The 21647-nt window shown below is 37.9% G+C and carries 20 protein-coding genes; 13 read left to right on the top strand and 7 right to left on the bottom strand.

The window, feature by feature from the left end; all coding sequences use genetic code 11:
- Window positions 1-508: 508 nt before the first annotated feature.
- On the top strand, window positions 509-1003 hold the full coding sequence (locus NBC122_RS07500; RefSeq protein ID WP_133439781.1) for a Smr/MutS family protein: 495 nt from the start codon (window positions 509-511) through the stop codon (window positions 1001-1003).
- A 387-nt stretch (window positions 1004-1390) separates the two neighbouring features.
- On the opposite strand, the gene NBC122_RS07495 is transcribed toward NBC122_RS07500, so the two are convergent.
- Window positions 1391-1693, bottom strand: coding sequence for a DUF6370 family protein (locus NBC122_RS07495; RefSeq protein WP_221343565.1), 303 nt, complete (start codon window positions 1691-1693; stop codon window positions 1391-1393).
- A 363-nt stretch (window positions 1694-2056) separates the two neighbouring features.
- Between NBC122_RS07495 and NBC122_RS07490 the strand changes: the two genes are divergently transcribed.
- Complete coding sequence (locus NBC122_RS07490) at window positions 2057-2779, top strand: DUF3822 family protein (RefSeq protein WP_133439780.1); 723 nt, start codon at window positions 2057-2059, stop codon at window positions 2777-2779.
- Window positions 2780-3128: 349 nt separating this feature from the next.
- Complete coding sequence (locus NBC122_RS07485; RefSeq protein WP_133439779.1) at window positions 3129-3731, top strand: RsmD family RNA methyltransferase; 603 nt, start codon at window positions 3129-3131, stop codon at window positions 3729-3731.
- 1419 nt (window positions 3732-5150) lie between these two features.
- Here NBC122_RS07485 and murI read toward each other — a convergent pair.
- Complete coding sequence (gene murI, locus NBC122_RS07480; protein WP_133439778.1) at window positions 5151-5981, bottom strand: glutamate racemase; 831 nt, start codon at window positions 5979-5981, stop codon at window positions 5151-5153.
- Window positions 5982-6205: 224 nt separating this feature from the next.
- Window positions 6206-7330, bottom strand: a complete 1125-nt coding sequence (hemW, locus tag NBC122_RS07475; RefSeq protein WP_133439777.1) for a radical SAM family heme chaperone HemW — start codon at window positions 7328-7330, stop codon at window positions 6206-6208.
- A 222-nt stretch (window positions 7331-7552) separates the two neighbouring features.
- Between hemW and NBC122_RS07470 the strand changes: the two genes are divergently transcribed.
- Together NBC122_RS07470 and NBC122_RS07465 are read left to right on the top strand one after the other, a co-directional pair.
- Window positions 7553-7783, top strand: coding sequence for a hypothetical protein (locus NBC122_RS07470; protein WP_133439776.1), 231 nt, complete (start codon window positions 7553-7555; stop codon window positions 7781-7783).
- A complete protein-coding gene (locus NBC122_RS07465; protein WP_133439775.1) occupies window positions 7773-8069 on the top strand; it encodes a type II toxin-antitoxin system RelE/ParE family toxin in 297 nt (98 codons plus the stop codon). Before NBC122_RS07470 ends, NBC122_RS07465 begins: the two co-directional genes overlap by 11 nt.
- 299 nt (window positions 8070-8368) lie before the next feature.
- On the opposite strand, the gene NBC122_RS07460 is transcribed toward NBC122_RS07465, so the two are convergent.
- From NBC122_RS07460 to NBC122_RS07450, 3 genes are all read right to left on the bottom strand, one after another.
- On the bottom strand, window positions 8369-9313 hold the full coding sequence (locus NBC122_RS07460; protein ID WP_133439774.1) for a PorP/SprF family type IX secretion system membrane protein: 945 nt from the start codon (window positions 9311-9313) through the stop codon (window positions 8369-8371).
- Between the two features lie 47 nt (window positions 9314-9360).
- Entirely contained in the window at window positions 9361-10419 is a 1059-nt protein-coding gene (locus NBC122_RS07455; RefSeq protein ID WP_133439773.1) for an RluA family pseudouridine synthase, read from the bottom strand.
- A 66-nt stretch (window positions 10420-10485) separates the two neighbouring features.
- Window positions 10486-11565: a PASTA domain-containing protein gene (locus tag NBC122_RS07450; protein WP_133439772.1), complete on the bottom strand. Its 1080-nt coding sequence runs from the start codon at window positions 11563-11565 to the stop codon at window positions 10486-10488.
- A 320-nt stretch (window positions 11566-11885) separates the two neighbouring features.
- On the opposite strand from NBC122_RS07450, the gene NBC122_RS07445 reads away from it, so the two are divergent.
- The 8 genes from NBC122_RS07445 (at window position 11886) to lnt (ending at window position 18905) form a co-directional block, all read left to right on the top strand.
- Complete coding sequence (locus NBC122_RS07445; RefSeq protein WP_133439771.1) at window positions 11886-12743, top strand: YicC family protein; 858 nt, start codon at window positions 11886-11888, stop codon at window positions 12741-12743.
- Window positions 12744-13110: 367 nt separating this feature from the next.
- On the top strand, window positions 13111-13674 hold the full coding sequence (gene gmk / locus NBC122_RS07440; RefSeq protein ID WP_133439770.1) for a guanylate kinase: 564 nt from the start codon (window positions 13111-13113) through the stop codon (window positions 13672-13674).
- Entirely contained in the window at window positions 13671-14402 is a 732-nt protein-coding gene (locus tag NBC122_RS07435) for an NAD(P)-binding domain-containing protein (protein WP_133439769.1), read from the top strand. Before gmk ends, NBC122_RS07435 begins: the two co-directional genes overlap by 4 nt.
- A 112-nt stretch (window positions 14403-14514) precedes the next feature.
- Window positions 14515-14853 (top strand): type II toxin-antitoxin system RelE/ParE family toxin, encoded by a 339-nt coding sequence (locus tag NBC122_RS07430; RefSeq protein ID WP_133439768.1) that lies wholly within the window; start codon window positions 14515-14517, stop codon window positions 14851-14853.
- Window positions 14828-15130 (top strand): helix-turn-helix domain-containing protein, encoded by a 303-nt coding sequence (locus NBC122_RS07425; protein ID WP_133439767.1) that lies wholly within the window; start codon window positions 14828-14830, stop codon window positions 15128-15130. The genes NBC122_RS07430 and NBC122_RS07425 overlap by 26 nt, the downstream gene beginning before the upstream one ends.
- Before the next feature lie 34 nt (window positions 15131-15164).
- On the top strand, window positions 15165-16184 hold the full coding sequence (gene nadA / locus NBC122_RS07420; RefSeq protein ID WP_133439766.1) for a quinolinate synthase NadA: 1020 nt from the start codon (window positions 15165-15167) through the stop codon (window positions 16182-16184).
- A gap of 185 nt (window positions 16185-16369) precedes the next feature.
- Window positions 16370-16729, top strand: a complete 360-nt coding sequence (gene folB, locus NBC122_RS07415) for a dihydroneopterin aldolase (protein WP_133439765.1) — start codon at window positions 16370-16372, stop codon at window positions 16727-16729.
- A gap of 514 nt (window positions 16730-17243) precedes the next feature.
- Window positions 17244-18905 (top strand): apolipoprotein N-acyltransferase, encoded by a 1662-nt coding sequence (gene lnt / locus NBC122_RS07410; protein ID WP_133439764.1) that lies wholly within the window; start codon window positions 17244-17246, stop codon window positions 18903-18905.
- A gap of 490 nt (window positions 18906-19395) precedes the next feature.
- On the opposite strand, the gene NBC122_RS07405 is transcribed toward lnt, so the two are convergent.
- Window positions 19396-21516 carry a helix-turn-helix domain-containing protein gene (locus tag NBC122_RS07405; RefSeq protein ID WP_133439763.1) on the bottom strand — a complete coding sequence of 707 codons (2121 nt, stop codon included), beginning with the start codon at window positions 21514-21516 and terminating at the stop codon, window positions 19396-19398.
- Window positions 21517-21647: the final 131 nt, after the last annotated feature.

The raw sequence follows: 21647 nt of genomic DNA, 5'->3' as shown, positions 1-21647 counted from the left end.
TCGAAATTTCTTTAACTCACAGCGCACAAACCCATTCTCAGGGTTTCCTGTTTTAATTAGATAGAGAAAAATTTACGCGGAAACTGTATTTTAATGTAACCAACCTCAACTTTTGGAATACCGGATAACTTACCGTAGCCGGAGGCGAAAAGAAAATGGTCAAATCTTTTAAATTTTGATACGGGATTTAAGAATAGAAATCATTTACCATTGGCATCCGAAATTGAACTACCCCCTTTGATCTTTTGAAAAACCTTCAGAGCCTGTTTAAAAATTATTCAAAAATCAAATTTTCAAAGAATTTTTCTTTTTCCCAACCCTAAAAGGTGGAAAAATTCTCTGAAAATTTCATCAAAATTACGCCCTTTTTTATGCTGAGCGAAGCCGAAGTAAGGGTTTGGGAAATTAATTTTGATGAAATTTAAACAGGCTCTCAGCAAAATTAAATTTTCACCTCTCTGGGGATTCTCTATTTCAATTTCCTTAATTTTGCAAAATAAGGAAAAACATGAAAACAGGCGACCCCGTTTCGGTAATCGATGACAACCTGAAAGGGAAAATCATGAGCATCAAAGGAAAAAAAGTGACGATTGAAGATGAGCACGGATTCCGGTATGAATACAATGCTGAGGAACTCGTCCTGCAGCAGGCGGAAATTTATGAACAGATAAAAACTGTTCAGAAAAAAGAACTGTCAAAACCCGTTTCTAAAAAGCATGATAAGAAACCTTTTGTGCTGGATCTGCATTTCGAACATCTGGTAAAGAATCCCGCAGGTTACAACTCCTTTGACCGGCTCTTTCTTCAAAAAGAAAAACTCCTGACCACCATCGACTACTGCCGGAAAAACAACCTGAAAAAACTGGAGATTATCCACGGAATCGGAGACGGCATTTTGCAGCAAATGGTCCACGACGTGCTGGAAAGCCAAACCCATCTGGAGTTTCAGAACAAAGAAATACTTCACCATCAATCGGGCACCGTATTGGTGTATTTTCGGTAGTTGGATGCTGGGTGATGGATGATGGATGATGAATGTTTGGATGTTTGGATGTTTGGATGTTGGACAATAGACGATAGACGATAGACGATAGACGATAGACGATAGACGATAGACGATAGACGCAAAATTAACTATTCGCTACTACCCATTACAGCCTGCATCCTTGCACCTTGCACCCTTGCATCCTGCACCCATCATAAACATCTTGCATCCTACATCACGCAATGAGTGAATTTGGTGAATTTAGTGAATGCGTGAATAACTTTATGAATTGATGATTGAGTATTACCATCAAACCTCCTGCACCAATTGTCTGCATCCTTGCACCTTGCATCCTGCACCGCACATCCTACATCAAACACCTAACATCCCTCACCCAGCAGCTCCCTACTCTACATACTTAAAACTGGTTGCATAAAACTTCCCTTTCTTAACTTCCCCACTGACAACCGCTTTTTTCATGATTTTGCAATAGCCGTCTTCGGCGTGAGCGTCACCGTATGTTTTTTTGTCTAAACCTTCGACGTGATAGACTTTGCCATCAATTTTGACGGCCATGGCGCACCCTTTATCGGATTTGATTTTGAACTGACACATTCCGCAAGCCGCGTCAACCGTCTGGTTCTGAACTTTCTGGGCAAAAATACTTACTGAAACTAACAGCAAGAATACCAATAAGACTCTTTTCATACTATTTAATATTGATTAAAAAATTCGTTTAATGGATTTGGTTTCAATCTTGAGATCGCTGTATTTTTTCACCGCAAAAGATGCAAAAGTTTAATTTTAATAAAAGTAAATCAATAGTCTGCAAAAGAAGCCCTGTTAAAAGTGGTTCCATTTTCGGCATTCTTTTGAAGAACTTTTTCTGCAATGATCTTTTGTCCCTTTTGCGGTTAAATCCTGATGGTTTGAAATCTCAGATCCTTTATTAAAAACCTATGTAAAAGTAGCAAATCTCTTTCACCCGGGCTCATGACTTTGCTCATAACTCTTCAAAAATAAGAAAATTTCAAAAGCCGATTAATTTTAATAAATTTGCGCTCGTAAAGCATGGAACAACTCAAATTACTTTTTACCAAAGACGGCGTACAATACCAGATTTCCAGGAACAGGAATGTTTCTGAGGAGCACTCTTTTTTTGTAACCGAAGAATCGCCTGAAAACGCGCTCAGCCAAAAGATTGATGAGATTTTAGCGCTGAAAAAATATAAAGAAATCACCGTCATTTCTGCTTTGAATCATTTTACCTTAATGCCGGAAGGTTTTAAGGAACACGATTTGGGATACGGTCTGATTGCTTATAACGCTCCTGTGGATGAAGATCAGGAAGAATTAATGCTTTCGGTAAATAAAAAATTCGGCGTTCAGTTTTATTATACCTTCCCGAAATCTATCTATCAGAAAATAAAAAACACCGCCATCCCTGCGAAATTCAATTTTTCGGGCGAACAGTTTCTGAATCAGATAACGGCCAAAAACCAGAAGGAAATTCATATTAATCTGTATCATCAGCAATGTGAGTTTTTCGCCTTGGACCATAAAAAAATAATCCTTTACAATAATCTGGATGTGAACTCGGAAGTCGATTTTCTTTATTTCATTATGTTTACCATCAGTAAAATCGGATTTGGAATTGCGGATACCCAGTTTTTTGTTTACGGCGAAACGACCGAAAATGAAACATTTATTTCAGAATTAAAGAAGTTTGTGAAAAGCCTGAAAATCGTTTACGATAATATTCCGAACAAAAACTTTATTTTGAATGCACGATAAATGTAGTAAGAGCCAAGGAAAAAGTAAAAAGAGCCAAGTAAAGTGAATCGTCAATAAATTTTAAACTCCTCTTATTTAACCACAAAAGACACAAAAGCTTTACTTATCTAAAGTAAATAAAAGATAAAAAAGCAAATGTTGAAATTTTCTTTGCCAAGTGAAATCGAAGATTCGACGAAGTCAAACGCCTTTGCGACCGTAATTTTTGTAAAGCTATTTTTTCAAAAATCTTTGCGCCTTTGCGTTAAAATAAAACAATAGATATACATTTAGAAATAAATTGACTTAAATTGCACTTCTTGTGCATCCACCCCAAACCCCCAGCACCAAACATCCAGCACCTACACCCATGTACAGAATAATAAGTGGCCAATGGAAAGCCAAAAGAATTTCCGCTCCGAAAAACTTCGATGTAAGACCGACGACCGATTTTGCCAAAGAAGCCCTGTTCAGTATTATCGAAAACCGTTTCCGACTGGATTACGCCTCGATTTCTGTACTTGATCTTTTTGCCGGAATCGGATCGATTTCACTGGAATTCGCTTCCAGAGGCTGCAAAGACGTAACTTCAATCGAGATGAATGCCCGCCATGCCGGTTTCATCAATGCTACCGCAACAGAGCTTGAAATGAACACGCAGGTGAATGCCATCCGGGGCGACGTTTTTGAGTATTTAAAGAAAAACAGAAACCGCAAATCCTACGATATCGTGGTTGCAGATCCGCCGTTCGAAATGGAGGTAGAAAAGTACCAGGAACTCATTTCTCTGGTATTGAAGAATAATTACCTCAAGGAAAACGGCGTCTTTATTTTGGAACACCAAAGCCGTACAAAACTGGAACATCCGAATATTACCGACACCAGAAAATATGGAAACGTAAGTTTTTCTTTCCTAAAACCCAACGAACCACAACCGGAAGAAACGGCTGAAAATGGAGAGAGCATAGAATAGACGGATAGATGATAGACGGATAGATAACAGACGAAATGCTGTTTTCAGAGTCATATTGCCACGAATGCACGAATAAATGTTAGCGGTAACATACGAATTCGTGTATTCGTGGCATTTTTTTTAGAAAAGCTTTTGCCACCTTTTGAAAGACTTTTTAGAATTAAACTTTTGCGTCTTTTGCGGTTATGAGAAATTGAAAATCATCAGCAGCAATTGAACCATTAAGATTCGATGAAGGAATTAAGAATATTAAGCTGTCCCTTGGAAGAATGCACGAATAAATGTTATCGGTAACATACGAATTCGTGTATTCGTGGCATTTTTTTTTATAGAAAAGCTTTTGCCACCTTTTGAAAGACTTTTTAGAATTAAACTTTTGCGTCTTTTGCGGTTATGAGAAATTGAAAATCATCAGCAGCAATTGAACCATTAAGATTCGATGAAGGAATTAAGAATATTAAGCTGTCCCTTGGAAGAATGCACGAATAAATGTTATCGGTAACAGAAAAATTCGTGTATTCGTGGCATTTTTTTTTATAGAAAAGCTTTTGCCACCTTTTGAAAGACTTTTTAGAATTAAACTTTTGCGTCTTTTGCGGTTATGAGAAATTGAAAATCATCAGCAGCAATTGAACCATTAAGATTCGATGAAGGAATTAAGAATATTAAGCTGTCCCTTGGAAGAATGCACGAATAAATGTTATCGGTAACAGAAAAATTCGTGTATTCGTGGCATTTTTTTTTATAGAAAAGCTTTTGCCACCTTTTGAAAGACTTTTTAGAATTAAACTTTTGCGTCTTTTGCGGTTATGAGAAATTGAAAATCATCAGCAGCAATTGAACCATTAAGATTCGATGAAGGAATTAAGAATATTAAGCTGTCCCTTGGAAGAATGCACGAATAAATGTTATCGGTAACAGAAAAATTCGTGTATTCGTGGCATTTTTTATAGAAAAGCTTTTGCCACCTTTTGAAAGACTTTTTAGAATTAAACTTTTGCGTCTTTTGCGGTTATGAGAAATTGAAAATCATCAGCAGCAATTGAACCATTAAGATTCGATGAAGGAATTAAGAATATTAAGCTGTCCCTTGGAAGAATGCACGAATAAATGTTATCGGTAACATACGAATTCGTGTATTCGTGGCATTTTTTTATAGAAAAGCTTTTGCCACCTTTTGAAAGACTTTTTAGAATTAAACTTTTGCGCCTTTTGTGGTTTAAAGAAACTCAGACCTCCTTTTATAATTGGTTATAAAACGTTTTGCCTTTGCTAAGTGAAACGCCTTTGCGTCCGTAATTTCCATGAAGAATGTTAAGTGAAATCTTTGCGTCTTTGCGTTAAAAATCTTCAGTATTTATACAAGTCACCTTTAAAAAAACTGCATCTTTTTCAGTATAATAAAACCAGCACCAACTCTTACAGTACTTTCAATTCCAGATCGATGGTTTTACCAAAGAATTTCTTAGAGATTTTCTCAAAGTTTTTGGTAATATCTGAAAGGTAAAACTGATAAGTAGGTTTTGGATTTTCTTCATTCAGCAAATGATGCTTTTCCAGAATAATTCTCAGCTGATTCGCCACGATACTCGGTGAATCGATTACCCGAACGCGGTTTCCGTAATATTGTTTGATTTCGTTCAGCAAAAGTGGATAATGGGTACAGCCTAAAATCAGGGTTTCAATATTTTTCAATTTACTGTTGCTCAGGTAATTATAAATAATAGAATGCGTAATCGGATGATTCCGAAAACCCTCCTCGATGGCGGGCACCAAAAGCGGAGTCGCCAGTTCATCGACTTTAATAAACTTATTGTGCTTGCGGATCGATTTTTTATACAATCCTGAATTGACCGTTGCTTTGGTTGCAATCACCCCCACATTATTGTGTATTTCGTAGGATACTTTTTCAGCAACCGGATTGATCACATCGATCACCGGAACTTGATTATTAACCAATGCCAACACTTCTGTTAACGCATTTGCGGTCGCAGAATTACAGGCAATTACAATGGCTTTACAATTTTTCTCCAATAAAAACTCGGTGATTTTCGTACAATATCCCACGATGGCTTCCCTGGATTTTTCACCGTACGGAAGATGTTTGGTATCGCCGAAATAGATTAAATTTTCATGAGGAAGTAATCTTTTAATTTCTTTGGCAACGGTTAATCCGCCCACACCGGAGTCGAAAATCCCGATGGATTGGTTGGCGGAAAGATGGCTGAAATCTGGTTTTATCGTTTTCAAGGGGAAGAAATTTCTGCAAAAATACGAATAAAGAGCCAAGTAAAAAGTAAAAAGAAGGCAAGTAAAGTGAATGGTGAATATGGGTGAATGGTGAATTTCTTTAAAAGCATTTACGACAAACAAAATGATGCTCTTAGTGAAACCATTTGTACCATTAGTGTTCAAAAAAACTCCTCGAACCTCGAACCGGCACCACGAACCCGCAACCCGTACCTCGCAACTCCCTACACCATAAACAGATCAGCAGCAATTCCATCTGCCAGGAACCAATGCTTTTCAGGAATAATAAGATGGTTATTTTCAATCATCAGCAGTCCATCATCGAGTTTGGATTTGATTTGGTTTTGAAAATACTCCAAAAGTTCGGCACTGAATTTTTCATTTAAGGCAGACAAATCTACGCCCCAGGTTGTTCGCAACCCAATCATCAACATTTCGTTGAACTGGTCTTTTTCGGAGAGCAGTTCCGTTTCTCTGGGCAAGATATTTTTATTTAAAGAATTGATATACAGCTTATTATTGGCAATATTCCAGCTTCTTTCGTTTCGCCCGTTATAGGAATGTGCGGAAGGGCCGATGCCCAGATATTCCCGGTATTTCCAGTAGGCAGAATTGTGTCTGGAATGAAAACCGGGCTTTCCGAAATTGGATATTTCGTAATGATCGAAACCGTGATCTTTCAGAAAATCGGTCATGTAGAAAAACTCCTCATGTTGCTCCGCTTCTTTTGGAGCGGCGATTTTTCCCTGAGAGATCCAGGCATTCAACATTGTTTTCGGTTCAACCGTCAGTGCATAAGAAGAAATGTGCGGCACCTGAAGTTCAATAGTTTTATCGAGATTCTGTTTCCATATTTCGAAACTTGAAGTCGGCGAACCGTAGATTAAATCGATGCTGATGTTTTCAAAACCAAAATCCTGCGCTCTTTTAATTGAACTTTCAGCTTCGCCTGCATTGTGCGCGCGGTTCATTAATTTCAAATCTTCATTAAAAAAACTTTGGGTCCCGATTGACAAACGGTTAAAAGGTGTTTTTGATAATTCTTTAAGAAAGTTTTTATCCAAATCATCGGGATTGGCTTCCAGGGTAATTTCAATATTGGAATCAAAAGAGAAATGTTTTAAGACCTCATCAATAATCGACTGAAGTTCATCTGCATTAAGAATGGAAGGAGTTCCGCCACCGAAATAAAGGGATTTTAAATCCTGGGTTTCCAACTCATTTTTTCTTAAAGAAATTTCTTTTTTTATCGCAGAAATCATCTCCTCTTTATATTGTAAAGAAGTGGAAAAATGAAAGTTGCAGTAACTGCATTTTTGTTTGCAGAAAGGGATATGGAGGTAAATCATTTTAAATAAGAGCCAGGGAAAAAGTGAAAAGAGCCAAGGTTAAGAAGTGAAAAATTTCTGTAATTTACTTAATTTTCAAAGGTAAAAATTATTCAGTTGAATATCTATTTTTTCTTTTCATTGTTTTAAATTTATAATGCATTAAATTTGTACTCTACAATTTTTCTACTTAAATTTATTTTTTTAAAGTAGAAAACTCATTAATCTTTTAATTGGAATACCATGAATTTACAATACATCAATGATTCACAAGGAAACCCAACTGGTGTTTTTATCCCAATTGAAGACTGGAAAAAATTGGAAAAAAAATATCAAATAAATGATAATTCAGACCTTTTTCAACTTTCGGATCTGCAGAAAAAAAACCTTGATGAAAGAATAAAATCCGATAAAAAAGATTTTATTCCTGCAAGAAAAGCTTTGGATAAACTGCGTCAAAAACATGGGTTATAATCTCGTTATTCTTAATCGTGCTCAGGAAGAAATAGATCAAGCCTATGAATATTATTCAGAGATTTCTTATTCGGTAATGAAATCTTTTGATGAACAATTAGAACTGGCTTATCAATCTTTGGAAATAAATCCTTTCTTCCAATTTCGATATAAAAACTTGAGAGCGATTCCTTTTAAACCGTTTCCTTATATCCTATTTTTCACGATTGACGAAGAGGAAAAATTGGTTTACATTTATTCTGTTTTTAACACCAACCAAGATCCGCAGAAATATCCTAATTTATAAATAACAAAGCCAACACTTTTAGGAGTTGGCTTTTAGATTATTTATTACTCTTATTTGGCTTATATATGGCAAGAAGTCTTTTGGCAGTAAGTATTAATGCTAAAGGCATACTTATAACTAATGAAATTATAATGTTCATATCCATAATAATCATTGTCAAAATATTCTATAATTGCTAAAAAAAATAGAATTCATTATGATCAAGCATATAGCATACAATAAAAAATCTTTCTTCTAATTCTTGAATAATCATTATAATTAGTGATTATAAAAAAAATTAAACAAAAAGCATTTAATAATTAATACCGGTACCCTCTCGTATTGATGAAATTTTCTAATTTATAACCGATACTCAGCATGAAACTGCTGCCGGCATACTGTTGAATATCAGACAGTCCGAAATTATAAGTGGCACCGAAAAAGAAATTATTCACCGTTCCTTTGATAACCGGAGAAAATCCTAAACTTTGATTACCGAATTTATTGATTGCTGTTCTAAAACTCACCCCGGCTGAAAAGGAGTTTTCGTCTCCGTTAACGGTTCCCATCACATTGAGATCCACCAGTTTAGATGAATTGGTATTAAAGTTCGCCAAAACAGACGGTGTTACATAAAACTCATCGGTCACATACCAGTCATAACCCGTGTGGATCAGAACCTTGGTCGGTTCCGGTTCAATACCGTTCACAATAGGAATATCATTGCTTAAAGCGATATCGTTCACAGAAACTCCTGCGAAAAAATTACGGTAATTGAGCGCCATCCCAAGATTGGCATAGACCAGAAAGAGGGAATTTGAACTTAAAACCGGGTCGCCGGGATCCTGTGGATTCAGCATGCCCAAGTCGATATTCATATTATAGAAATTCACATTCGTCCCAAAAGAGAATTGGTTTTTTCGCTCGCCATCATCATCAATAGGAATAAAATAAGCAGCACCTGCCGAAATACCGTTGGAAGAAATCGGCCCGTTTTGATCTCTGAAAAAAGACAATCCGGCTCCCAATCTGTCAATTACGTTGGCGTGCATCCCGATCGACTGTACATTGGGCGACTGATCGAAATTCGAAAACTGCTTCTGGTAGTTTAAATTCAATACAACATCATCGGTACTACCATAGAGCGCGGGATTAAAAAGAAAATCGCCGCCAAGCAGATACTGTTGATAAAATGGCAATGTTTCCTGGCTTTTGTAGCTTCCGAGAAAGACCACCACGAAAAATAACGTATATATTTTTCTCATAATAAGAGTTGCGTGAATTTTAGCAAAGATAAAAAGTTTTACTGAATCTAAGATTCTAAATATTTTCTCCATTTATTCAGGGCATCGTCCATATCTTTCGGCATTCTACTTTCAAAATACATTTCTTTCCCGGTCGTCGGATGGATAAATCCAAGCGTGTGGGCATGAAGGGCGTGACGGGGCAAAATTTCGAACACATTTTTCACAAACTGTTTGTACTTCGGCATATTGATTCCTTTTAAAATCTGATTTCCTTCATATCTTTCATCATTGAAAAGAGTGTGCCCGATATGTTTGAAATGCGCCCTAATCTGATGGGTTCTGCCGGTTTCCAGTTTACATTCTACCCAGGTGATGTACCGGAAACGCTCGATGACTTTATAATGAGTAACAGCGTGTTTCCCCAAAGTTCCGTCTTCGAAAACGGCCATCTGCATTCTGTTTTTCAGATGCCTGCCGATGTTTCCACGAATCGTTCCCTGCTCTTCTTCCATATTCCCCCAGACAAACGCCCAGTATAATCTTTTGGTCGTACGGTCAAAGAACTGTTTGGCAAGAAAACTCAGGGCATATTCATTTTTGGCAATGACTAAAAGGCCTGAGGTGTCTTTATCAATCCGGTGCACCAACCCAACGCGGTCCAGATCTGATTTTATCCCGTTTTTTTCAAAATGAAAAGCCAGCGCATTGATCAAAGTTCCGTCATAATTCCCATGACCGGGATGCACCACCATTCCTGCTGCTTTATCTACCACGACCACATCGTCATCTTCATAAACGATATTAATGGGAATATCTTGTGGAATGATGATATTTTCCCGTGGCGGCTTGGTAAGCAGGACGGAAATTTCATCCCCGGGTTTTACGCGGTAATTCTGCTTAACCGGCGAACCATTGACCACGACGTTCCCCGCACGGCAGGTTTGCGAGATTTTATTTCTTGAAGAATTTTGCCGGAAATTCACCAGAAATTTATCGATCCGTACCGATTCCTGGCCTTTATCAACGGTGAGGGAAAGATGTTCAAAGAGACCTTCCGATTCAGTTTCGTTGGAGTCCTGAGTCAGAAAATCTTCTTCCGCGAAATTTTCGTTGTCTTCTGTCATTGTATTTTTGAAAAATAAAGCTCCAACATTTTCGGTTGAAGCTTTAGTGAGAGATGTATTAAAAAACTATTCAACAATCACCTTTTTAACTTTGGGCTTTTCTTCTGTTTTTGCAGGAGTTGCCTTTGCCGGTGCCTGAGTTGTAGCGGTTTTCGGTTTCGCTTCAGTGGCTTTTGGTTTTTGCTCCGCCGCTGTTTTTGGTATTTCCTGCTTTTTCACTTCCTGCTTTGGAGTTTCTACTTTTGGCACAACCACTTTTGGCGTTTCCTCTAAAGGGGGTTCACTCCGGTTGGGGACAGGTTCATTATAAACAGGGGTTTCTTCGTAATTCCGAGGCTCGTAGTTGTCTTTAATTCGATACATGGAATTCAACTGTGAGATTTTTCCGCGCATTTCCGCCGGCGTTTTTTTACTGGCCCAAAGATCAATCTGCATTCCCTGATCCCTCACATCAAATGCTGCCGGATCCTGGTAGTACACAATATCTGATTCATCGCCACCGCCATCTTCATATTCGATTAATCCTATTTCGAATAAATTTTGCGCAATAATTAATTTCGCTTCCTGTACGGTTAAACCCACCAGATTCGGCACGCTGATATTTCTTTTTGGCCCCGCACCTATGACCAGATCAATCGTTGTGAATCTCGGTAACAGGGCACCAGGCTTCAAAACCGCCCCATTGTAGAGCATTCTCAAAACAGCATCACGCTGGATACTCGGCTCATAGATGGTATCGCCTATTTTCAACCCGACCTGCTCCAGTTGCCTGAATGCCAAGCCCTTGTAACGGTCTAAAATATCCGGTACTGAAACCTGTGCATAGGTTCTCGGATTCACTTTCAGTACGATCGTTCTGCCGTCTTTCACCCGGGAACCCGGTGAAGGATAAATTTGTAAAACCTGAAAAGGTTTGAATTTGGGGTCGTATTTAAAACTGTCGACTTCGTATCCCAAGCCTGAATCATCTAAAATTTTAATGGCTTCATGCACCGATTTATTCATCACATTGGGTACTGCGATTTCTTTTCCGTGGTTCGTATGAATTTCTAACCAACGAAATGTCAGCCAAACTGCCCCTACGAAGATGGCAGCCGCTAGAAGTATATTGACCAGGACTTTCCAATGGAAGAACGATTTAAGCATATTTATAAATCTTTTATTAAGTGCAAATATATAAAATAATCTTTTCTGTCATTATCGAAAATTTCAGAGCCGTCAAAATTTAATAAGTTGATTCATGTTTTAATGGGTAATAAGTAATGGGTAATGAATATATTGGGTAGCTTGACTAAACTGGGAATCTGCGGAATCTGTGTGGGCTTTTTCATAAAGATGGTTTTGGAAACACTTATTTTAACCTGCGGCACAGCATTTATTCATTTTAAGATTTAAAAAGGCTTTGATCTTTCTTTTTTAAGTTTAAAAGATTTGAAATAATTATCTTTGTAAGATAAAGCAAATACATGATTTTATCCATGACCGGCTTCGGCAGAAGCGAAGGAGTTTTCGAAGGTAAAAAAATAACCGTCGACATTAAATCCCTCAATAGCAAATCTTTTGATTTAAACATCAAAATCCCATTAAGATATAAAGAGAAAGAATTCGAAATGCGCAAAATACTCAACGACCGGGTTCTCCGCGGGAAAGTTGATTGCTACGTGAATATCGAATCCCTCAATAACGCCAGTGATGTGAATATAAATCACGATCTGGTACAGGCGTATATGCAGGAACTGAAAAAAGTGGCCGGAGACGGTCCCGATTTCGAATATCTGAAAATGGCGGTGAGAATGCCGGAAGCCATTTCTTCCAAAAGCGACGAACTCAATGATGACGAATGGATTTTTTTAATCGAGTTATTAGAAGAAGCTTTAACGAAATTTGACAATTTCCGACGGATAGAAGGTGAAATTCTACAGGAAGAACTGCACCGGAATATCAACAAAATTGAGAACTGCCTCCATCAGATAAAACCTTACGAAGAAGTGAGAATGGATGCGGTAAAAGAACGCTACCGAAAATCACTCAACGAATTTGATCAGATCGACGAAACCCGTTTCTATCAGGAAATGGCTTATTATACTGAAAAACTGGATATCGCTGAAGAAAAAGTCCGGCTTACCCAACATTTAAAATATTATCTGGAAGTAATGATTGAAGAAAGCTGCAACGGCAAAAAACTCGGGTTTATTTCTCAGGAAATCGGCAGAGAAATCAATACCCTCGGCTCCAAAGCCAACCACGCAGAAATTCAAAAACTCGTGGTCATGATGAAAGATGATCTGGAAAAAATAAAGGAACAGACGCTTAACGTATTGTAGACTAAAAGATAATAGACTAGAAGATATTAGATAATAGACGGATAGATAATAGACGATAGACGGATAGATGAAAGACCACAGCATTGATTGCCGTAATTAGAAGTAATTGTAAAATCTTTACGAACTTTAGTAAGTGGAGACAACAAAGATTCGACGAAGTCAAATGCCCCTTTTCGAACTTAAAAAAAGCTAAAAACAGGGCATTTATAAATAAAAACATTATATTACTTTGCGTTAAAAAATTAAAATCATGACCAAAATCGGAGATGCATAATCATCTATCAGTCTATCATCTATTATCTAACAGTCTATCATCTATTATCTATCCGTCTATCATCTATCCGTCTTCTCAAAAATTAAAAAACCAATGAACAAAGTAATCATATTCTCCGCACCCTCCGGAAGTGGAAAAACCACTCTTGTAAAACACTGTCTCGAACATTTTTCGGAACTGGCATTTTCAATTTCCTGTACGACCAGAAATCCGAGAGGCGAAGAACAGCAAGGTATCGATTATCATTTTATCACTCCTGAAGAATTTCGTCAGAAGATTGCTGAGGGGGATTTCGTGGAGTTTGAAGAAGTATATACCGACAAATATTACGGGACTTTGAAATCAGAAGTCGAACGCATCTGGGCCAGCGGAAAGGCCGTTATTTTCGATGTGGATGTGCAGGGCGGAATTGCCTTGAAAAAATATTTCGGCGACAAAGCATTGTCTATTTTCATTATGCCGCCTTCGGTAGCCGCTTTGGAATTAAGATTGATTGCAAGAGGAACCGACGACCTGGAAACCATTCACCTGCGTGTTGCAAAAGCAACAGAAGAAATCTCTTTTAAAAATGAATTTGACAAAATTGTAATCAACGATCAGTTGGAAGTGGCTAAAATTGAAATCGATAATTTAATAACGCAGTTTTTGAAATCATGAGAATCGCCATTATCGGCTGCGGCTGGGTTGGAGAAAAATTAGCCAGATACTGGACTGATCAAAAGCATCATGTCATCGCCACAACCACGACACCTGATAAAATAATTCCGCTGAAGAAAGTGGCGGTAGAAGTTCATCTGCTCGACTTTCGCTCAACGGTAGATTTTGATTTTTTAAACGAGGTCGACATTGCGGTTTTCAGCATGCCGGTTTCGAGAAATGACTGGCATCGGGGTTTTGAAAAACTCGATGAGCAATTTTCAAAAACCATCTTTTTCAGCTCTACCGGAATTTATCCGCAGGAAGAGAAAACTTTCACTGAAAACGATACCGAGAATTTAAGAACCGATATTCTCACTTCAGAAAATATAGTCCGAAAGAAATATCCGCAAACCACTATTTTGCGGTTTGGCGGATTAATGGGTAACGAACGGTCGCTCCAAAATTTCTTTAAAAACAGATTGCCGGAAAACCCTGATAAACCCACCAATTATATTCATTACGAAGATATTGTAGCGATCGCAGAACAACTGATTCATTCTGAAATAAAAGCAGAAACTTACAATGTCGTTGCTCCGGAACATCCGTCAATAGGAGAGGTTCTGAATTTGGAAAATAAAAGCAACAGCGATAAAACAGGAATGCTACCGCAACGGATTATTTCGTCCCAGCATTTGATTCAAGATTTTAATTATACATTTATACATCCCAATCCTAAATGTTTTTAAGCATTAAACAATAGATTTGTATTCAGGTTTGGAGCAGACATTATTGAAAATTTGACTGCAATTGCCCGCTCGAAACAAGTTGCACAATTATACAACTTTTAGTAACTTTGCGATGATTAGAGAAATCATAACTTTCGGTCATTATTTTGATGATTTTATAAAGAAACTTCATCCGAAAGTTGTTGAAAAAATAGAATATATTTTTGATATCATTGAAACTCAGGAAAGGATTTCAGAAAAATTTGTGAAACATATTGAAAATGGTTTATTCGAGATTAGAATCGAATATCAAAGCAATATTTACAGAGTTTTCTTTTGTTTTGATGAGGGAAAATTAGTTGTTCTCTTCAATGGATTTCAGAAAAAATCTCAGAAAACTCCAAAAAAAGAGGTAGAGAAAGCTTTAAAAATAATGGCTCAATATTATGAACACAAAAGAACCGAAAATTAGAAGCTACAGTAAAGTTCTTGCCGAGAAACATGGCGAATACGGAACTAAAGAGCGCAAAAAATTCCAGGAGAAAGCAATGGCTTTCTATACCGGGCAAATTATTGAGCAAGCCAGAAAAAACGCTAACATGACCCAGGAACAATTGGCAGACAAAATTGGTGCCGACAAATCTTATATTTCAAGAATTGAAAATGGCAAAACAGAACCTAAAGTTTCAACTTTTTATAAAATAATCGAGGCATTGGGTTTGAAAATCGAATTTAATCCCGCCTATTAATTTTAAGAAACACCATACTTAAACAGAATTTCGCATGAGCACAGAAAATTTAGACACCGCAAAAGCCAACCTTCCCGTAAGAGGTTTTTTAAATATTAAAGACTTAATCATTCCGCAGGGTGAAGATTTGGTAAAAGCCATTTTAGATCTTAAAAAAGAAAAAAACGCCGTGATTTTGGCGCATTATTACCAACCTGCAGCCATACAGGACATTGCAGATTATTTGGGCGATTCCCTCCAGTTGGCACGTGCGGCGAAAGATACCGATGCCGATATGATTGCTTTTTGTGGCGTTCATTTTATGGCAGAAGCAGCTAAAATCCTGAATCCTACAAAGAAAGTCGTCCTTCCCGATACGCAGGCTGGCTGTTCGCTTGCAGACGGTTGCAGCGGCGAAGGATTGCGGGCTATGCGGGCAAAACACCCGAACGCTTTAATTGCAACTTACATCAACTGCAACGCCGAAACCAAAGCAGAATCAGACATCATCGTTACCAGCTCCAACGCCGAAACCATCATCCGTTCTTTACCGGAAGACCGACCGGTTATTTTCGCGCCGGACAAAAATTTGGGGAAATATTTAATGAAGAAAACCGGCCGCGACATGATTCTCTGGGACGGAAGCTGTATCGTTCACGAAGCCTTTTCCATGGAGAGAATCGCCCAACAAATGGCCGATCATCCTCACGCAAAACTCATCGCGCATCCGGAAAGTGAAACGCCTGTTTTAGATCTGGCTCATTTCGTCGGTTCTACTTCTGCGCTCTTAAATTTTGTGGAAAAAGACGATGCGCAGGAATTCATCGTAGCCACCGAAGAGGGAATTCTTCACGAAATGCAAAAACGCGCTCCGCATAAAAAACTAATGCCGGCCTTGGTTTTCGATGAAAGCTGCAACTGCTCGGAATGTTTTTACATGAAAAGAAATACGCTGGAAAAACTCTATCTCTGCATGAAATACGAATTGCCGGAAATCACCATGGATGAAGAATTGCGCCTGAAAGCTTTGAAACCGATTGAAGCGATGCTTGAATTATCGACGACGATTAAGTGATGGGATGATGTGATGATGTGGTGATTCGGTGATGGGATAAGTGATAATGAGAAACAGGGGCAACTTATTAAGTCACAGTATAGAAAATTCTTTCATCATTACAATTTAGAATTCATCAATAGGAAGGGACTTTAGTTCGTTTAATAAATCTTGGCGTCTTTTGCGTTACAATAAATTTAAAAAAAATGACTTCAAAAATAATTATAGAAAATCTGAAAATCTACGCTTATCACGGCGTGCTTGCCGAAGAAACGCTCATCGGAACCTATTATCTTTTGAATGTAGAAGTTCAGGCCGATTTGTGGAAAGCCGTAGGAACGGATGATTTAAACGACACCATCAATTACGCAGCCATCAACGATATTATTCATCAGGAAATGAAAATCCCTTCGAATTTGATGGAACATGTGGCGGGCAGAATTCTGAAAAATGTAAAACTGGCCTTTCCGCAGATTTCTTTTATTAAAATTAAAATCACCAAAACCAATCCGCCAATGACGGGCGAAATGCACGGCGTAAGCGTGGAGATCGAAAATCAGTTTTAGCTTTAAAGGACATCAGCCACGAATGCACGAATAAATTACATCAAAATAAACCCGTGTATTCATCGCAAAAATAAAAGCCACGAATGCACGAATGTTTTCTCAAATCATTTTAATTTCCAGTTAAACAAAATGGACCTTTACGAATAATTTCATTCCTCAAAACAGTAAAAAAATTCGTGCATCCGTGGCAAAAATGATTAAAGCCACGAATGCACGAATAAATTATATCAAAATAAACCCGTTTATTCATCGCAAAAATAAAAGCCACGAATGCACGAATGTTTTCTCAAATCATTTTAATTTCCAGTTAAACAAAATGGACCTTTACGAATAATTTCATTCCTCAAAACAGTAAAAAAATTCGTGCATCCGTGGCAAAAATGATTAAAGCCACGAATGCACGACTATTTTCTCCAAACAGTAAAAAACCCATGCATCCGTGGCAAAAAGATTACTTTTCAATGCGGAAGCAGAAATCCTTATCTTTGAAGACTAAATTCGTTTTAAACAACTTATGAAATATATTATTTTGTCCTTACTCTCGGCGGTTCTGCTGAGTATTTCATGGCCCACTTACGGCATTCCTTTTTTTATATTTTTTGCGCTCGTTCCTCTTTTAATAATGGAACACGACATTTCAAAATTTTCAGAAATCAAAAGAAAAGGCGGGACCATTTTCGGACTGACTTTCCTCTGTTTTGTGATTTGGAATATCGTCACCACCGGTTGGTTATACGGAGCGAAAAATCCGGACGGCACCAATTCCCTATTAGCCGTTGTGGTACCGGTTTTATTGAATTCTCTCTTTTATTCCTTTATTTTTCAATGTTATCATTGGTATAAAAACGCGCAGGGAACTTATTTCGGACTGACATTCTTCGTTGCCGTGTGGATGGTTTGGGAAAAAATCCATTTGAGCTGGGAATTTACCTGGCCGTGGTTGAATTTAGGAAACGCATTTGCCGATTACCCGCAGCTGATTCAGTGGTATGACACCTTTGGGGCAACGGGCGGAAGTTTCTGGATCTTGCTGGTGAATGTTTTTGCTTTCTACACATTGCGGATTTGGGAAGCCGGCAGAAAAAGAAAATCCTTAATCATCAACTCCTCCATTCTTGTTGCAGGAATTGCTTTGCCCATGATAATTTCAGTGGTGAAATACCAAAACTTTGATTTGAAACCCATCGGGTCGGTCAATGTTTTAATGCTGCAGCCGGACTTAAATCCCTACACCGAAAAATATTCAAAGGACAGCTTAACCATTTTAAATGATTTACTGACTTTAGCCGAAGAAAATTCGAAGGGACAAATCGATTATTATATCGGTCCCGAAACTTCACTTCCCGGTTTTGGTTCAATTTCGGAAACGGGTTTTGAACACAGCGAACTTTTAAATAAAACGAAAGAATTTTTAACGGAACATCCGAAATCTGTTTTTGCCACGGGAATTTCTTCCCACCGTTTTTATACCGATGAAAATCACAGATCGAAAACCGCGTACCAGACTTCCCAGGGAATGTACGTGGACAGTTATAATTCTGCCATTCAAATTATCCCTAACCAAAAAATAGAAGTTTATCACAAAGGTAAACTCGTGCCGGGAGTAGAGATTTTCCCTTACATCAATGTACTGAAACCCATTCTCGGAAATGCGATGCTGGATCTGGGCGGAACAACTGCTTCCCTGGGAATTGATGAAGAAAGAAAGGTGTTCGGCAATCCTTTTAACAAAGGAAAATTGGCGCCGATTATTTGCTACGAAAGTATTTACGGCGAATTCGTTACTGATTACGTTAAAAAAGGCGCGAACTTTTTAGGAATTATGACGAACGACTCCTGGTGGGGCGTTACGCAGGGTCACAAACAACTTCTGGCTTATGCCAAAATGCGCGCGATAGAAACCCGACGTGAAATTACAAGATCCGCCAACAGCGGGATTTCTGCGCATATTGATGTGAAAGGCGATGTGGTGGCCGATACCTTTTATGGCGACAAAACAGCTCTTTTTGCGAAAATTGATCTGTATGATCACCAGACTTTTTATACCCGAACGGGAGATTTATTATCACGGCTTTCTATTTTCGTTTTCGGCTTTCTGATTTTTTATAATTGGATTAAAAAATATCAGAACAGAAAACCGCAGGAACCGGTAAAGAAAATCGTGATTAAAAGATAAAAAGTAAGCTCACGGATTTCAGGAATTGAGATTATTGTAAGTTTAAAAATTTTTATTAAAAGTAGCTTGAAGAATTGAATGAAATTTTTTAAACATTAAGGTATTAAAGAAGATTAAGAATTGACCGCTAAAAGGAGTGTTCTCTTAATTATTCTTAATATCTTAATGGTTCAATTTCTGCTGCGAATTTTCATTTTTTTTAACCGCAAAAGGCGCAAAAGTTATATTTTAATAAGGCTTTCAAAAGTTCGCAAAAGTTGCTGTAAATTATTTTTTCAACCACACAGTCACAAACTTGTGTTGAAGTTTTTAAGCTGCTGAAAAGTGCATGAAGATTTGTGCGAAGGAATTCTAAATGAACTTAATTTCTTCATTAAATGTTAATGGTGAAAATCACTATAAAATTCATTGAAAATTTTGTAAACTTTTCAGAAGAATTATATTTTCTTGAGTAACAATAAAACTTTTGTGACTTTTGTGGTTTAACTTCTTACTTAGATTTCTTGTGGGTAAAGTGATTCAGCAGCAAACGGATTTCATTGAATTCAAAATCGTTCGGCAATGCTTTTTTCCAATCGTTTAAGGTTTCGTAGGAATTGTTCCTGAACTCCTTTTCAAAAGTTTTGATTTTATCTTTATCAAAAATTCTGGATAAATCCAATAATCCCTGCTCGGCGAATTTGGCCAGATGACCGAAAATAGTTTCGGTGACCAACCCTCTTTCTTTGGCGATTTCAGGAATGGTTTTGCCTTCTTCAAATAACTGGAAGGTCAGGATATGAGAAGGGATTTTGGCAACTTTCGTTGAAATGGTGATATTATTTTCGGTATTGAAAAGGGGCGCTTGCAATAAATACACTTTTTTCAGATCATTCAGATAATCTTCCAAATCATCCAGAACAACCCGAAAATCTTCGTTGTATTCTTTGAGCCCTTTGGTTCCTTTGTTGTCAGAATAAAAATCGAGCAACGGCTGAAAAACTTCTATATTTACTTTCGTAAAAAAGAAATTCACCGCTCCTTTTGCTTTGGTTTCTATTTCGCTCCATTCCTCATCACCATTGATGAATTTATGGGTTTTCTGAACCATTATTTTCTCAAACTTCTGGTAAACGTTCCCAAAGTTTTCAATCTTCGGTTTAATGCTTTGGTACAAAAAAGTGGCTTTGTTTTTATCAAGTGCTTTGCTGGTTTTGGTGGTTTGAAACCATTTCTCCAGGGAATGTTTGAACCACAAACAGTCTAAACTGCTGATCACTTTTTTGATGCTGTAATCATATTTTTCAGCCTGAAGAATCTCTTCAACTTTTTCATTGGCGTTCGTTTCATCCTGAAACTTCGAAACCCTGCGGTCGGCGAAAATAACATTCGGTGTGATTTTAGACTTTAACACAATTCCCTCTAAAGTCCGGCACCGCGAAAGCGCTACATAAACCTGTCCGGAAGCGAAAGATTTTCCGGCATCGATAATCAAACGGTCAAAAGTTAAACCTTGCGATTTATGAATGGTCACGGCCCAGGCAAGGCGAATCGGATATTGCTGGAAACTCCCCAACACATCTTCCGTAATATTTTTATCGGCATCCAAACCATATCTTTTCTGTTCCCAGGTTTCTTTTTTTATCTTAAAAACTTCATTGTCACCATCGATAAGCACGGTAATTTCTTTCTCATCCAAACCCATTACTTCGGCGAGTTTTCCGTTGAAATATCTTTTTTCACCGCTCGCATCGTTTCGGATAAACATGACCTGGGCACCTACTTTCAACTGCAGTTCTTCTTCGTTGGGATATTGATTTTCATTAAAATTCCCAATAATATCTGCACGGTATATAAAAGGTTTTCCTTTCAGTTCGGTCAGTTTTTTCTGGTTGATTTCGTCGGCCATTCTGTTGTGTGAAGTCAGATAAACGTAAGGTTCATCGGTCGGTTCGAAATCGGGAACATATCTTTCATTCAATGTTTCGAAATCGATATCACCCACTGCCCCATCGCGGATATCATTCAGAATATCCAAAAACTTTTCGTCGGTCTGCCGGTAAACGGTCGTCAGTTCGATGGTGATTAAAGGCATTTCCTTCAAGGCATAACTTTCGAAGAAAAAAGGCGATTTATAATACTTGCCTAAAAAATGTTCATCGCGAACCACCGGCGGAAGCTGGTACAGATCGCCAATAAACAACATCTGAACGCCCCCGAATTTCTGCTGATTCCTGCGAACGAATCTCAGCGAAAAATCCATCATATCCAAAACATCGGCACGCAGCATGGAAACCTCATCAATGATGATAATTTCTATTTCGCGCAACAATTTGAGTTTGTCTTTTCGGTATTTGAAATGCTGCATCAAATCGGAAATATTGTTTCCCAAATTGCTGTCGATCCGGTCGGTCGTCGGAATAAAAGTTCTCAATGGAAGTCCGAACATGGAGTGAATCGTAACGCCACCAGCATTGATCGCAGCGATCCCGGTTGGCGCTACGACAATGTGTTTCTTCTTGGTTTTCTTTACAAACTCGTTCAGAAAAGTCGTTTTTCCCGTCCCGGCTTTCCCTGTTAAAAAAATACTGCGGTTCGTATGTTCGGCTAAATTAAAGAGAGATTCGTCCATCGGTCAAATTTAAGAAAATTGAATGCAATTACCATAGTGGAAATCGGTGCATCTGGTTTTTAGCCACTAATACACGAATTTCATTTAAAAATGACAAATTGAATACCATAAAAAAAAGCCTTTTTAAGAGG

The organism is Chryseobacterium salivictor (assembly GCF_004359195.1).
GTDB lineage: Bacteria > Bacteroidota > Bacteroidia > Flavobacteriales > Weeksellaceae > Kaistella > Kaistella salivictor.
The sequence above is the reverse complement of the archived record's forward strand: the minus strand, read 5'-3'. Positions and strand labels throughout refer to the sequence as shown.